The organism is Nocardia sp. NBC_01499 (assembly GCF_045040275.1).
GTDB lineage: Bacteria > Actinomycetota > Actinomycetes > Mycobacteriales > Mycobacteriaceae > Nocardia.
This window is the reverse complement of record NZ_CP109426.1, coordinates 5,534,234-5,549,206: the sequence shown is the minus strand read 5'-3', so window position 1 is coordinate 5,549,206 and position 14,973 is coordinate 5,534,234. Positions and strand designations below refer to the sequence as shown.

The window sequence follows — 14,973 nt, the reverse complement described above, 5'->3', positions numbered from 1 at the left end:
CTATGTTCTTGCCAGCAAGAATAAGCGATCAAGAGAACCCGCCTCATTCCATGTCGCTGTGCTGTTGGTTAAGAACTTGTGCTGGTCCGACCCGTGCTCCGCTGACTTGCGGAAATCACACCCCGTCACAGTGACGTTTCGGCTCTGGGGTCGTGCCCGTCGCAGTCACAAGTCTTTTTCTGTCACTTCTGTTACAAGCTGAGGGTTTTGGCCCATCAGGCTAGCAATGCGCTCGAGATCTTCGAGCGAGCCGAACTCGACGACGATCTTTCCCTTGCGCTTGCCCATACTCACCATGACCCGCGTATCGAACGAGTCGGCCAACCGCTCCGCGAATCGCTGCATGCCGGCCGCGATCAGCGGCTTGTGCTTCGGCTCCGGGGGCACGCTCGGATCGGCCACCGGTTCCGGGGGCGTTTCCTGGTTTGCCAGGATGACGGCTTCCTCGGTGCTGCGAACGGATAGTCCCTCCGCAACAACGCGCTTGGCTAGTTCCTCTTGCGCGTCCACTCCTGCGGTCAGCCCGAGCAGCGCCCGCGCGTGTCCGGCCGAAAGCACACCTGCCGCAACGCGACGCTGCACCGAGATCGGCAGCTTCAGCAGCCGGATCATGTTGGTGACCGCGGACCTGGAACGACCGATGCGATCGGCGAGCGCCTCGTGGGTGACGCCGAACTCTTCCAGCAGCTGCTGGTACGCCGCCGCCTCTTCCAGCGGGTTGAGCTGCACCCGATGGATGTTCTCCAGCAGGGCGTCGCGCAGCATCGACTCGTCGGCAGTGTCCCGAACAATCGCGGGGATCGCGGCGAGGCCCGCAACTTGCGAAGCGCGCCACCGGCGTTCGCCCATGACGAGCTGATACTTGTCGACGCCCGGCTCGACCCGACGCACCACGATCGGCTGCATCAGGCCGAATTCCTTGATCGAGTGCACCAGCTCGTCCAGTGCCTCGGCCTCGAACACCTGACGCGGCTGCTTCGGGTTCGGCTCGATCTGATCCGGCGGAATCTCGCGATAGACCGCACCGCCGGCCTCGAGGTCATCGTCGGCCGGGTCGGGGACCCGATGCAGATAGGCCGACGCGGGCTGCGGCCCGATCGGATCCAGACCGATGACGCTGGCCGCTTGACTGCTGAGCCCCGGCGTAGCCGCCGGTCCCGTCGGGATCAGCGCGGCGAGACCGCGCCCTAGCCCACCCTTCTTCGCCTGACTCATCGGTCTACAGACCCCTTCCTCGTTCCGCCACCAAACCGGGTCTCGCCGACCCGGCCCTCACATCCAGCCAGATCACTCCGCGGCTTCGGCCGCGGCATGTGCCATCGCCGTAGCCCTGGCCGCCATTTCACGCCCGGCATCGAGGTAGCTCATCGCGCCTCGGGAGCCTGGATCATAATCGAGCACCGTCATTCCGTAGCCCGGCGCCTCGGACACCTTCACACTGCGCGGAATCACCGACCGCAGCACCACGTCACCGAAGTGCCCGCGCACCTCCTCGGCGACCTGGTCGGCCAGCTTGGTCCGGCCGTCGTACATCGTGAGGATCACCGTCGACACGTGCAGGTCGGGATTCAGGTGCGCCTGCACCAGTCCGATATTGCGGAGCAACTGCCCGACACCCTCCAGCGCGTAATACTCGCACTGGATCGGGATCAGCACCTCCTTGGCCGCGACCATCGCGTTAACGGTCAGCAGGCCGAGCGACGGCGGGCAATCGATCATCACGTAGTCGATGTCGTAACCGGCGATATTGGCCTCCTGGATGGCGGCCTTGAGCCGACCCTCCCTGGCCACCATCGACACCAGTTCGATCTCCGCACCGGCCAGATCGATGGTCGCCGGGATGCACAGCAGCCGCTCGTTATGCGGGCTCTGCTGGATCGCGTCCCTGACCGACACCTCGCCGATCAGGAGTTCGTAGCTGGACGGGACACCCGAGTGGTGCTCGATGCCGAGGGCGGTGCTGGCGTTGCCCTGCGGGTCCAGATCGATCACGAGGACCGTCATCCCCTGATGCGCCAGAGCGGCCGCGAGATTAACCGCGGTGGTCGTCTTGCCGACGCCGCCCTTCTGATTGGCGATGGTGATGATGCGCTGCTCGTGCGGTTTCTGCACTGTCACCTTTCCTGGATGGAGAATCTGGCTGGCGCGTTGTGCTTCGGCCGCGATCGGGGTCTCGCTGGGGGAGATGTTCCCAAACGGTGTGCTTCCGAATGTCTCCGTGTCGAAATTGCTGGAGTCCAGCATTCCCGGCACGCGCGACGTAGTTTCCCGTGAAACATTCGCCGGACCGCTCGACATAGACAGCTCCTAACCCGAGAACTTCAGATCACGTGCTTCCGACGAGCGTCGGCGCCGTGTCATCAAACAGCTGGTGTCGGTACGAACATGATGCTCAACCGGGTTCGCGGCGCCCGATCGACCGAGCGGAACTCTCGTCGCGACACCAAATCCTCCGTGGCACCTACGCTCACGCCCGACGCTCACTAGCTTGCCAGCACCGAGCACGATAAGAAAGCTGAATCGCGGCAACGCGCACACGACACGCAAAACTGTCCCGATTCCCACACCGATCCCCGATGTTTCACATGAAACACCGCACGCGCCAACGGGGTTACGGGTCATTCCAAGCAGGTTGGCGTCCACGAACCATCGCGTGCCGACCCGAAACCAGCGCACTCCGCCGACCATCCGTGGGCTTGGTAGCTACGCCGGAGCGTGACCGGATGAGCGCCTACCGATCCCGAAGCAGCTTCGTAAGTCCCAGGGGAGCTCCTCCCGACCCACACGTGCGGACTACCAGACCCACGTACTCCGTAAGGCAACGCGCGATGAATCAGCCTTAGGGTCGTCTGCCTCAACCGCATGCGGACCGCCTGGACCAGACTCACAACCGCTCTCTCGGAACGCGCCCGAGCCGAGCCTCCGGCCCGTCGCTCCGCAAGCCTGGCCCGTGCGCGCCTACCCGTGACGTGCGCTGCGCATCATGTCTTGTGCGGCCCGGCCTAGGTCCGACATCTAGCCCGTCTGCCTAAACCGGTTCTGCACGTGCCAACCTCTTTGCCCGCGCGGCCGCGCATCGTGTCCCATGCGGCTCTCGCCTCGGCGAGTACGACAAGACGCCACCGACTCCCGATGTTTCATGTGAAACCTTCCGAACGCGAGACCGGGGGAGCCGCTCAGCTGCCCCTGCAACAGGAAGCTTCGGTCCCCCCGTGAAGTAGAGCGAGCCGTGCGGGCGACTGAACTTCGATGCTTTGGTGTGAGCGCTGCAGGGGACGACCGAGCGCGTGCCGATTGGCAGAGACTTACGAGTCATCCGGTGCATTGGTCCGACTTGCTCGTACGACCTACCGCGCCCCGGACTGCCAGCGTTCTATGTCAGCCCCATGCTGAGTCAGCCTCAAGTTTCCGCCTCGCTTGCCCGCGCCCCCGTACGTGCCCGCAACCGATCCCGACCTTGATGACTGCTCGCTGACTTCGGGAAGCACTACGTGGAGAGCGACTAGCCGCGGGCTTGATGGTCACGCCGGAGTGCGGCCAGGTGTTCGCCGATTACGGCGGCATGCCAACCAAGCTCAGCATTGCGATCGTTGCAGTCCCGTTGAGGATCATCACCGGGGCGTCACTACCCGCTTCAACGCGCGCTCTCCGATGGGCGGAACTGCCTCGTAAGACCGACAGGTACACGGCGACGTCCCACGCGTGGTGGACCCACGGAACGCATACACGCGTACACACGATCAGTTCAGCGCCTCAACCGGCCTCGCCGTGCACGCCATAACCAACGCGTCTCCCGTGACCAGACCCGCCCGACAAGATCTCGGGGGAGTCCCCCACTCGTGCCTGCGGCGGAGAGATTTGGTTCCCCGTGAAACAGAGCAGCCCTGCCATCAACCAACCGTCCGCTGCTTGGTGAACGCGGTGCGGGGAGTGACCGAGCGAGTGCATCCCGACCGACAGAAACTCGCGAGTCTCCAACAGCACAGGGGCCCGACCTCATTCGGACCGCCATGCAACTAGACCCACACCTCCCTGTGCCAGCGCACAGAGATCGGCGACGCGAGAGCGGGCCGATCGAGGGAGCCTCGCGAGCGATTCCTACACGCAACCAGTCCCACGTACGCCCTAGGACAGCACGGCGTCAGAACCAGGTCCCGGCTACCTCTGTCGGCAAGCGGCGCGGACCTCGGTGACCGTCCGCAGGTCCTGTGAGCGCTGTGGCAACGCCTCGCGCGAGAGCGCGGGCGATCGACAGAAACTCGCGAACGCTACAGGCGCGCGCAACCGGACTGTGCACGACACAGGCAGCGCGCACAGTCCAGATCGGTTCGCCTGCCCCCGGCCAGCCTCGCCGCATAACCCGCGATCGACGCGACGTCCCGACCGTCCGCAACTTGATGAGCACTGCACGGGAACGACCCGGACGAACGCATAGCCGATCGACAGAAACTTGCGAACGCCGCAGACACGTGCAGCCCGGACCCACGCGCCACCGGGACAGGGCGGGGAGCCCGGATCGGGTTCGATTGAGAGAACCTCGCGAGCGATTCCTACAAGCGCGCAACCAATCCCACGTACGCCCAAGACAGCGCGGAGTCATGATCAGGTTCGGCCGCCGCAGTCGGCTGTCTGCAACCGGCGCAGACCCCGCCGACCGTCCGCAGGTCCGGCGAGCGCTATGTGGAACGCCTCGCGCGAGAGCGCGAGCGATCGAGCAAGAACTCACGAGCGCTACAGGCACGCCCAGCCGAACCCGCGCCACAGGACAGCGCGCACAGTCCGGATCGGGCTCGGCTACCTCAGCAGACCTCGCCGCGCACGACCCACAATTGACGCGACCACACGACCGTCCGCAGGCTTGATCAGCACTGCGCGGGAACGACCCAGACGAACGCATAGCCGATCAACAGAAGCCCACGAACACCGCAAGCACGTGCAGCCGGACCCCGCGCCACGGGACAAGGCTCAGCCAGGATCGGGCTCGATAGCGTCAGCCCGCGTGGCCACGCGGGCGGCCCGCGATTGATGCAACCTCGCAACCGTCCGCAACTTGATGAGCACCGCGGGAACAACCCGGACGAACGCATAGCCGATCGACAGAAGCCCACGAACGCCGCAAGCACGTGCTGCCGGACCCTGCGCCACGGGACAGGGCGGGGAGCCAGGATCAGGTTCGATTGCGTCAGTCCGCGTGGCCGTGCGGGCGGCCCGCAATTGATGCGACCTCGCGACCGTCTGCAACTTGATGAGCACTGCGCGGGAACAACCCGTACGAGCACATAGCCGATCAACAGAAACTCGCGAACGCCGCAAGCACCTGCAGCCGGACCCGCGCCACGGGACAGGGCGGAGCCCAGGATCGGGTTCGATTGCGTCAGTCGTCCTGGCCGCGGGGACCCGCGCGCCACCGGAACAAGGCAGAGTCAGGATCAAGTTTCGGCTACTCCAGTCGGCTCGTCGGTAACCGACGCGACCCCGGTGACCCGTCCGCAGACTTGGTGAGCACTGTGTGGGAACGACACGGGCGAGTGATCGACAGGACTCGCGAGCGCTACAAGTGTGCAGCCGGGGCGCGGGCCGCAGGACAGGGCGGACTCACGATCGGGTTCTATCGCCTACAGTCGGCTTCGCCGCGCGCGTCCGCAATTGACGCGTCCTCGCCATCCGCCCACAGTCCTGACGGGCGCTGCGCGGCAACGAACTGAGCGAGCGTGCGGCCGATCGACAGAAGCTCGCGAAGCGCTACGGGGCACGCTCAGCCGGATCCACACACGCCGCAAGACAGGGCGCACCAGTCCGGATCGAGTTCGGCTACTCAGTCGGTCTTCGCTCCGCATTGGCCTGTAATTGACTCGGCTTCACGATCATTCACAGGCTTGATGGGCGGCGCGCGAGGAACTGTCGGGGGAGTGCGTGCCGATCGAAGGACTCCTCGCGAGTCCTACTTGTGCGCGGTTGGTCCCCGCGTGCGTACCTGTCAAAGGGCAACCGGACCCGCATGAACACTGACGCAACGCGCTGAGTTCCGACATCTAGCCCGTCGCCCTAAAGCCGGTTGAATATGCCAACCTTTCGGCCGCGGCCACGCATCATCCCGTGCCGGCCCTCGCCCACGACGGGGTCGACAAGGCGGCACCGAATCTCGATGTTTCATGTGAAACCGTCCGAATCGAGATCCAGGAGTCACCCCACCGTCCTTCCAGCGGGGGAGATCCGGGCACCCCACTGAATAGAGCAAGCCGGGCGTCAACCGACACAATCCCGATTCAGCTTGCCCACCACACGACCCGAAGCAGATTTACGTTTCCCGTGAAACATCCGATACAGACTGATCCACCACTTGCCTGCCGACGCGACCCGGCGACCCGGCGACCCGGCGACCCGGCGACCCGGCGACCCGGCGACCCGGCGACCCGGCGACCCGGCGACCCGGCGACCCGGCGACCCGGCGACCCGGCGACCCGGCGACCCGGCGACCCGGCGACCCGGCGACCCGGCGACCCGGCGACCCGGCGACCCGGCGACCCGGCGACCCGGCGACCCGGCGACCCGGCGACCCGGCGACCCGGCGACCCGGCGACCCGGCGACCCGGCGACCCGGCGACCCGGCGACCCGGCGACCCGGCGACCCGGCGACCCGGCGACCCGGCGACCCGGCGACCCGGCGACCCGGCGACCCGGCGACCCGGCGACCCGGCGACCCGGCGACCCGGCGACGAAAAGCTAGCGGGCGCTCACGTTTCTGGCAACGGCTCGTGCATGCTCGATCGCGCGGACGGATCTCTCGATCCTCGTGCAGCGCGGATCTCCGGATCGTCGGCGAAGGTACGACTTCTCACATGGTTCCTAGACTGCTCACCTCCGCAAGCCGGGCCACCATTAACTCGTTGCGTCACGTGACTCTTGCGGCAGAGGGGTGCTGGCTATCCCCGCAGGCGACATCGAAGGTCTGTGTTTCATGTGAAACCACAAGCGACTTGATCCGCTGCCGACTTGGGGCAATCGGCGCTGCGCGCCCAATGCATTTGCGAATCTGGCCGGATGCCGTCGCGAGTAGGTAGGTGGAGGTGCATTGGAAGTTTCTAATCCGAGGCTCTGCTCGATCAGACGTTCCGATTCGGCGCTACCCTGACCTCCAACCGATGATCGGTCGGGCGTGACTGCCGCGCTTTCTTACCTACCCATCCCACTGCGCGCCCTCGCTCAGTCGGTCCAGCAGTCAGGTCAGGGAGACCCGTTCAAGTACCGCAGTGTGGTTCAGGTCCGCGAGCTAAGTCCCGGCTCCGACTCACACGGGCGAGCAACTACTGCGCCGGGGGGTGCGGCGCGAGCAGGTCGACGAACGAGTCAAAGACATGCGTTGTGAAACCGCCGGATGGTTCAGATCGCCCCCCCCAGAGACGGTCAAGTCCACCGCGAGCACTCGCCTTGCTTGGGGCTGCCACATAACGAGCCGCCCAGCCTCCACTCCGTCTGCGGATCGGCCCCGAGGAGACATACCAGTCGGGGCTGCTCGGGAGCTCCACACGAAACAGGTGGAGTCAGCGATGTGCACGGGAAGTTCAGTATGCGAACACCCAAATGTCCACGGCCGCAGAGAAATCCAGCGGATTCAAGACCGAATCACCCACGATGCACCATCGCCCGCACCGACTTCCGCCCGCGAGTAAGTATTACTTCGACTTGCGAGCCCGATCCGGCGCATCCGCACCGGCACGCTTCGCCGCCTTCGCCTCCCGGCGCGCGGTCGCGTGCTCACCCCGTCGCCGGGGCGCGCGCTCGGCGCGGGGGAGGCGTTCGGCGCTGATGATCAAAGTGGGGGTGGAGACGAGTCCGGCTCCGCATTCGACGACCGTCGCGTTGCCCGCGCCTGCTCGCTCCAGCGCGTCACCGTCGCGGGCGAGTTCCTCGGCGGCGCTGACTCCCTTGAGCGCGAGCATCCGGCCGTGGTCGCGCAGCAGGGGGAGGGACCACTGCGCCAGCTTGCCGAGGGGGGCTACGGCGCGGGAGGTGACCACGTCGGCGCCGCCCGCTTCCTTCATCACGCCGGACTGTTCGGCGCGACCGCGCACCACGGTGACGTCGAGTCCGGCCGCCTCGATGAACTCGCTCAGGAAGATGGTGCGGCGCAGCAGTGGCTCGACCAAGGTGATGCGGAGATCCGGCCGGGCGATCGCCAGCGGGATTCCGGGTAGTCCGGCGCCGCTGCCGATATCGACCACGGAGGTGCCCTCGGCGATCAGCTCGCCGATCACCGCGCAGTTGAGGATGTGGCGATCCCAGAGGCGGGGGACCTCGCGCGGACCGATCAGTCCGCGCTCGACGCCAGCCGTGGCGAGTGCCGCGCAATATCGGCGGGCGAGATCGAGTCGGTCGCCGAACACCACCGCGGCCGTCGCTGGGGGTTCCAGCTCGGCAGGCAACGCGGTGGTTTCACCGAGATCTCGTTCCACGTGAAACATCCTTCCGAACTCGAGTCGATCAGGGGACCGGCGACGTGCGGACAATCAGGTGCCAGACATGAACAAGGCCCCCGATCCGAAGACCAGAGGCCCTATCCAACCACTACCCGTCAGGGTGACGAAATACGCCGTGCCCTAACGTGTCCGGCTTTCGCTCAGGACGGAACGACCACGACGTGCCGGTTCGGCTCGACGCCTTCGCTCTCGCTGTTGACGCCGTCGATCACCGACACCGCGTCGTGCACGATCTTGCGCTCGAACGGCGTCATGGGGGACAGCGACTCGGGCGCGCCGGATTCCAGCACCCGCTGCGCGGCGGCGGTACCGAGCGCGCTCAGGTCTTCCCGGCGCTTCGCGCGCCAGCCGGCGACGTCCAGCATCAGCCGACTGCGCACACCGGTCGCCTGTTGCACGGCAAGCCGGGTCAGTTCCTGTAGCGCGTCGAGCGTTTCGCCGTTGCGGCCCACCAGCTTTGACAGATCACGGCCACCGTCGATGCTGACGATGGCGCGGTCGCCCTCGACGTCGAGATCGATGTCGCCGTCGAAGTCGAGCACGTCGAGCAACTGTTCGAGGTAGTCGCCCGCGATTTCGCCCTCTTCGATCAGGGCTTCCTCGGCATCGTTTACGACATCGTCGGCGTCCGTTCCGGCGTTCACCATCGTCGTCGCCACTGTGGCGTCCCCTCCGTCGGTCTCAACTGTCATTTGATTTCCTTCATCTGCTCATCGCGCTCGCCATGCGCTCGCCGCCGGACGGTGCGCGATCAAGGGGTTGCTCAGCGTGGTGGCCCGACCGACCACCGAAATGCGGTCAGCGGCGGCGCTTTTGGTTCGCCCGGCCCCGATTGCCCGGTCGCTTCTGGCCACCCGGCCTGCGCTGACCCGTGGCCTTGCCCGCGGACTTGGCGGCGCCGTTGGTCGACGGTGGCGCGTCGACCGCGTCGACCGCCTCATCGGCATCCACGACGTCGTCGGCATCCACGGCCGCACCGGCTGGCTTCTTTCGCGTGTTGACCGGCTTGGCACCCGGCTTCGGCGCGTTCTGTGCGCGCTGCTCGAGCTTCGCCTGCTTCTTCTCTTCCGCTTCCTTCTCCATGCGGCCGAAGACGAGGTGCTGCTGCCCGTAGGTCCAGATGTTGTTGGAGACCCAGTACAGGAGGATGGCGATCGGCAGGAACGGGCCACCGACGAGCACGCCGAGCGGGAAGACCCACAGCGCGAGCTTGTTCATCATCGCGGCCTGCGGGTTGGCCGCGGCCTCCGGCGTCTGCCTGGCGACCGAGGCGCGCGCGTTGAAGTGGGTGGCGAGGCCAGCGATGATCATCAACGGGACTGCGACGACCGCGATGCTCAGCTTGGTCGGCATGCCGCCGTAATCGGCGAACGCCTGCAGGTCGGTGACGGGGCTGGTGATGAAGGCCGAGATCGGGGCGCCGAAGATACGGGCGCTCAGGAACGACTGGACATCGGTCGCGCTGAAGACGTAGTTCGCGGTGTGGGCGTTGTCGTAGGTGGACATGCCGAGCTGCCCGATCCCGTGCCCGGTCCGGTTGAACGAGCGCAGCACATGGAACAGACCGAGGAACACCGGCACCTGCGCGAGGATCGGCAGGCAGCCCATGAGTGGGTTGAAGCCGTGGTCCTTCTGCAGCTTCTGCATCTCGGTCGCCATCTTCTGGCGGTCGTTCTTGTACTTCTTCTGCAGCTCCTTGATCTGGGGCTGCAGCTCCTGCATCTGCTTGGTGGTGCGCACCTGCTTCACGAACGGCTTGTAGAGCACCAGCCGGAGCGTGAACACCAGGAACACCACGGCCAGCGCCCAGGTGAGCCCGTTGTCCTGGCCGAACGCGAACCCGAAGACCCGATGCCAGAACCACAAGATCCAGGACACCGGATAATAAATGAAGTCGAGCACGGCTCTATGCACTCCCGTCGTTCGTATCGCCGATCACCGCGCGCGGTGATCCTTTCCAAGCGTTCGGCTCCGACACCGGGTCGGCCTGCAGGTTGGCTTCCTGCGGCGCCGGATCGGTGGCTGCCACGGTCCCAGGCGCGGTGCGAACGGTGCTTCGCTTCCGCTCCGGAACGGGGTCCCACCCACCAGGGTGCCAGGGCGCACATTTGGCCAGTCGCACGGCTGCCAATCCGAGGCCGACGAACAGCCCGCGCGTGCGCAATGCGGTGACCGCGTACTCGCTGCAGGTCGGGGTGAAACGACACACCGGCATGCGGGTGGGGGAGACGTAGGTCCGATACAACTCGATCAGAAAGATCAGTGCGTTCGCCGGTAGCCGACCGATCTTCGCGGTGCGGCTCATGGCGATCCGACACGTGCCGCGCCGGTTGTCCCGACACCGAGCTTGCGTACCGCCCCGCGCAGCTGACGCAGCAGCTCCTCCGAGGAGGCGTTCGCTGCGCCGGGCAGCGCGCGGATCACGATGTCGGCGTCGCCGGGCAACTCGGGAACTATCTGGAGGCACATATGACGCAGGCGGCGGGCCACACGGTGTCGAATCACCGCGTTGCCCACCGCCTTGCTGACGATCAGCCCAAAGCGTGGTCCGCCTACGCGGACCAGCGCACCGGCCGGATCACCATGTCGTCCATTTACGTCCACGACTCCGTCATACCCGTGTGTGAGCACGTGTACGACTAGATCGCGCCTCCCGATTCGCTGGCCGCGGCGCACCGTCCGGGAGAAGTCGGCACGATGATGCAACCGATACGGCTCAGGCAACACCCGAGCGTCCGCGGAAGATCAGGCAGTGAGTTCGGCGCGGCCCTTGCGGCGACGCGCCGAAACGATGGCGCGCCCCGCACGGGTGCGCATCCGGAGACGGAAGCCGTGGACGCGCGCCCGACGACGGTTGTTCGGCTGGAACGTCCGCTTGCCCTTGGCCACGGTCAACACTCCTCGAGTCAGTGGGCACCAGGTAGTGCCCGAAGCTTTTCGGTGAAACAGGTATTCGCGATGAATCGCAGGTCTGGTCATCATCGGCGCGTCGGTCTTGGCGCACAGTCGGTCGATCACGACCTACACGCGGTCAGCACAAGACCGCCACCGCACCAAAGGGTGACTGTACGAGGGTACTGATCGCCTAGGAGCGGGTCAAACTCGCCCCACCCGGCCTGCCCCGAACACCCGACCAGCGGGAACAGCGTGACCTATCCCGAAAGCTGTGCATATCACTGTGCGAGCCTGTGAGTATCACGGTGAGTTCGTCCACACCCCTAGCCACGCCCGAGCTGATCAGCAACCTACGTTGCCGAAGGGTTGCTACACAACCGCAGGTCAGAGCGTTATGGCCGGGGCGATAAGCCGCATTTCACAACTCCCCAGGGTTCTCCACATCTGTGGATAATTGTGTGGAAAGACCCCTGGAGTGGCATATTCGTAGGGCCGACGGTGCCACGCCGCCGCCCGGAATGGGGATCCGGGCAGCGTCCGAACCGGTTACGGACGTACGCAGGATCACGGTACCGACCCGAGCATGGTCGTCACCACTATCTCCCCGCGTGCCCCGGCCGTCTGCTCCTATCGACCTACTTCCGGGGAGGAAACTGCATGGACGACGAGCAGAACGTGTTGGCCACGGTGTGGCCCGAGGTAGTTGCCGAGCTGACCACCGGCTCACCGGACGGTGCCATTCCGCCGGTGACCAGAGCGCAGCAGGCCTGGCTGAAACTGGTCAAGCCGCTGACGGTGGCGCAGGGGTTCGCCCTGCTCTCGGTACCTTCCTCGTTGGCTCAGGAGGCCATCGAACGCGATCTGCGCGAGCCGATCCTGCGGTCCCTGGCCCGGCGCCTCGGCCCCCAGGTGGAGGGACTCGGGGTGCGCATCGCCGCGCCGACCGCCCCGACCACCGAGCGGACCAGCAACAATCCCAGGCACGCCCGGATGACGAGCAGGCCGGAACGCCCAAGGGACAACGGACCTCGCGACAACGGACCTCGCGACAACGGTCCCCGCGACAACGAACCTCGCGACAACGGACCCCGGGACAACGGACCCCGCGATAACGGACGTGGCCACGGCGGTTATCCCGGCGAGTATCAGAGCCGCGACGAATACCAGCAACCGCGCTACGCCCAGTCCAACGACTACGCCCCGGCCCCCGGCTACAACGGCGGCTCCGATTACTCCGACAACGAGTACGCGCCGGAATACGCCTCCGCAGGCGAATACGACCGGCAGGACTACGCCCGCGACGAATACCCGAGCCGCGACGAATACCCCGCCCCCGCCGAGATGCAGGCCGCCCCGAGGCACGAACCCACGCCCGCCCAACGCCGTGAACAGGGCTTACCCCCGCGCCGCGAATCGATCCCGCCCGGCCAGGAGTCCCTGTTCACCCCAGACCCCGGCCCAGCCGCCGTGCGCGGTCCGGTCCGGGCGCCGGTGCGCGAGGCCGCGGAGTCCAACGACCAGGGCATGGCGGCCGCGCACGATTCGGTCCGGGAATCCGAGAGCCCGCGTGCCGACCGCGACGACGAGCCCGTGGTCAACGCCCGCAATTCCTGGCCGACCTACTTCACCAAGTCGCAGGAGAGCTCGGCGCCGTCGAGTTCCTCGGCCAGCCTGAACTCGAAGTACACCTTCGACACGTTCGTCATCGGCGCGTCCAACCGCTTCGCACACGCCGCCGCGGTCGCCATCGCGGAGGCCCCTGCCCGCGCCTACAACCCCCTATTCGTCTGGGGCGCTTCGGGTTTGGGCAAGACGCATCTACTACACGCGGCTGGCCACTACGCCCAGCGGCTGTTTCCAGGGATGCGGGTGAAGTACGTCTCGACCGAAGAGTTCACCAACGACTTCATCAACAGCCTGCGCGACGACCGGAAGGTGGCGTTCAAACGCCGCTACCGCGAGACCGACATCCTGCTTGTCGACGACATCCAGTTCATCGAGGGCAAGGAAGGTATCCAGGAGGAGTTCTTCCATACCTTCAACACCCTGCACAACGCCAACAAACAAATCGTCGTCTCCTCCGATCGCCCGCCCAAGCAGCTGGCCACGCTGGAGGAACGATTGCGGACCCGGTTCGAGTGGGGTCTGATCACCGACGTGCAGCCGCCGGAGCTGGAGACGCGCATCGCCATCCTGCGCAAGAAGGCCCGAATGGATCGGCTGGACGTACCGCACGACGTGATGGAACTGATCGCGACCAGGGTCGAACGCAACATCCGCGAGCTGGAGGGCGCGCTGATCCGGGTCACCGCGTTCGCCTCGCTCAATGGTCAGCCGCTGGATCTGTCGCTGGCCGAGATGGTGCTGCGCGACCTGATGCCGGATACCGCGGCGCTGGAGATCAACGCGGCGACGATCATGGCCGTCACCGCCGAGTACTTCAACACCACGCTCGAGGAGCTGACCGGGCCGGGCAAGGCGCGGCCGCTGGCGCAGGCCCGCCAGATCGCCATGTATCTGTCCCGTGAGCTGACCGATCTGTCGCTGCCGAAGATCGGCCAGGCGTTCGGCCGAGACCACACCACGGTGATGTACGCGGAGAAGAAAGTCCGCAAGGAGATGACCGAGCGGCGCCGGGTGTATGACCAGGTACAAGAACTAACAGCCCGAATCAAGCAACGCTCGCGCTGAGTTTCACTAACAACCCCGCACCGCCCCTGACCTGGGGCGGTGCTTTTTTGTGGCCTGTGGATTCCTCGAGGAATCCTTGTGGAGTCCTCGAGGAAACACCGGGTTGTGCACCGGTTGGCTAACAGGCGTGGGGATGGACCGCGCGGCGTCCGCTAACAGGGCTTCATCCCCAGCTTCCCAAGCCGAACTTGCGCACAGGCGGTGACCAGCGCGGCAGTCGGTCAAGGGGTTGGGGAATCCTCGAGGAGTCCATGTGGAGTCCTCGAGGATTCCTCGAGTTGTCCACGTATCGGTACACACGTGTGAACAACCGGGTGAATTCGGTGGAACAACTCGAGGAGCACTCGAGGATGAATGTGGGACAACTTCGGAACTCCACAGACGCCCCTCGTTCATCCTCGAGACACCCCGCGGTCATCCCCACGGCACCACGCTCGCTGACCTGCGGATTCGGCCTCAGTACACAGATTCCACAGTGCCTACTACTACTTCAGTTCTTCTTCTAGAAGAACTCTCTTGAAAACAGGTGTGTGGAAAGTCGGGTCGGGGAGGGTCACGTCCGGAGCCGCTCTCGTCCACAGGCAAGGAGGCGAGCCGGGAGCAGATCCTCGTTCGGCACTTCGGTTCGCGGACACGGGCCACAGCCTCGATCCTCGAAACCGGCCAACTGATTTCTCGAGCACATGGGTAACTCCCCAGGGACGGGCTCACTCATCACCAACATCACCGCTGGCCGCCAACGTCACTGACGTAGTACCTAGGTCTGGCCTGAAGACTTGGAGAGGCGGTCTAGCGGGTCGGGCTAGGCCATAGCTCTCGTCGCGGGTACGGTTTGGTGTCGGTCGCCTGTGCCACACTTTCCATGGCGGCCGATCCACATCCTGCGCGAATCAACGTTGAACGAGCCGAC

The 14,973-nt window shown here is 65.6% G+C and carries 10 protein-coding genes; 2 read left to right on the top strand and 8 right to left on the bottom strand.

Annotation, left to right across the window (positions count from 1 at the left end):
• Nucleotides 1–165: 165 nt before the first annotated feature.
• Nucleotides 166–1,215, bottom strand: coding sequence for a ParB/RepB/Spo0J family partition protein (locus OG203_RS25260; RefSeq protein ID WP_405159749.1), 1,050 nt, complete (start codon nt 1,213–1,215; stop codon nt 166–168).
• A gap of 72 nt (nt 1,216–1,287) precedes the next feature.
• Nucleotides 1,288–2,244 (bottom strand): ParA family protein, encoded by a 957-nt coding sequence (locus OG203_RS25255; RefSeq protein ID WP_228540497.1) that lies wholly within the window; start codon nt 2,242–2,244, stop codon nt 1,288–1,290.
• Between the two features lie 4,096 nt (nt 2,245–6,340).
• On the opposite strand from OG203_RS25255, the gene OG203_RS25250 reads away from it, so the two are divergent.
• Nucleotides 6,341–6,727 (top strand): hypothetical protein, encoded by a 387-nt coding sequence (locus OG203_RS25250; protein ID WP_405159748.1) that lies wholly within the window; start codon nt 6,341–6,343, stop codon nt 6,725–6,727.
• 946 nt (nt 6,728–7,673) lie between these two features.
• Here the strand turns inward: OG203_RS25250 and rsmG are convergent.
• The 6 genes from rsmG to rpmH form a co-directional block, all read right to left on the bottom strand.
• Entirely contained in the window at nt 7,674–8,462 is a 789-nt protein-coding gene (rsmG, locus tag OG203_RS25245) for a 16S rRNA (guanine(527)-N(7))-methyltransferase RsmG (protein ID WP_405159747.1), read from the bottom strand.
• Between the two features lie 155 nt (nt 8,463–8,617).
• Nucleotides 8,618–9,169, bottom strand: a complete 552-nt coding sequence (locus OG203_RS25240; RefSeq protein WP_405159746.1) for a protein jag — start codon at nt 9,167–9,169, stop codon at nt 8,618–8,620.
• Between the two features lie 106 nt (nt 9,170–9,275).
• Nucleotides 9,276–10,379 (bottom strand): membrane protein insertase YidC, encoded by a 1,104-nt coding sequence (yidC, locus tag OG203_RS25235; protein WP_405159745.1) that lies wholly within the window; start codon nt 10,377–10,379, stop codon nt 9,276–9,278.
• A gap of 4 nt (nt 10,380–10,383) precedes the next feature.
• On the bottom strand, nt 10,384–10,782 hold the full coding sequence (yidD, locus tag OG203_RS25230) for a membrane protein insertion efficiency factor YidD (protein WP_357380133.1): 399 nt from the start codon (nt 10,780–10,782) through the stop codon (nt 10,384–10,386).
• Nucleotides 10,779–11,204, bottom strand: coding sequence for a ribonuclease P protein component (rnpA, locus tag OG203_RS25225; protein ID WP_405159744.1), 426 nt, complete (start codon nt 11,202–11,204; stop codon nt 10,779–10,781). Before rnpA ends, yidD begins: the two co-directional genes overlap by 4 nt.
• 18 nt (nt 11,205–11,222) lie before the next feature.
• Entirely contained in the window at nt 11,223–11,366 is a 144-nt protein-coding gene (gene rpmH, locus OG203_RS25220; protein ID WP_005516618.1) for a 50S ribosomal protein L34, read from the bottom strand.
• A 663-nt stretch (nt 11,367–12,029) separates the two neighbouring features.
• On the opposite strand from rpmH, the gene dnaA reads away from it, so the two are divergent.
• Nucleotides 12,030–14,063 (top strand): chromosomal replication initiator protein DnaA, encoded by a 2,034-nt coding sequence (gene dnaA / locus OG203_RS25215; RefSeq protein ID WP_405159743.1) that lies wholly within the window; start codon nt 12,030–12,032, stop codon nt 14,061–14,063.
• Nucleotides 14,064–14,973: the final 910 nt, after the last annotated feature.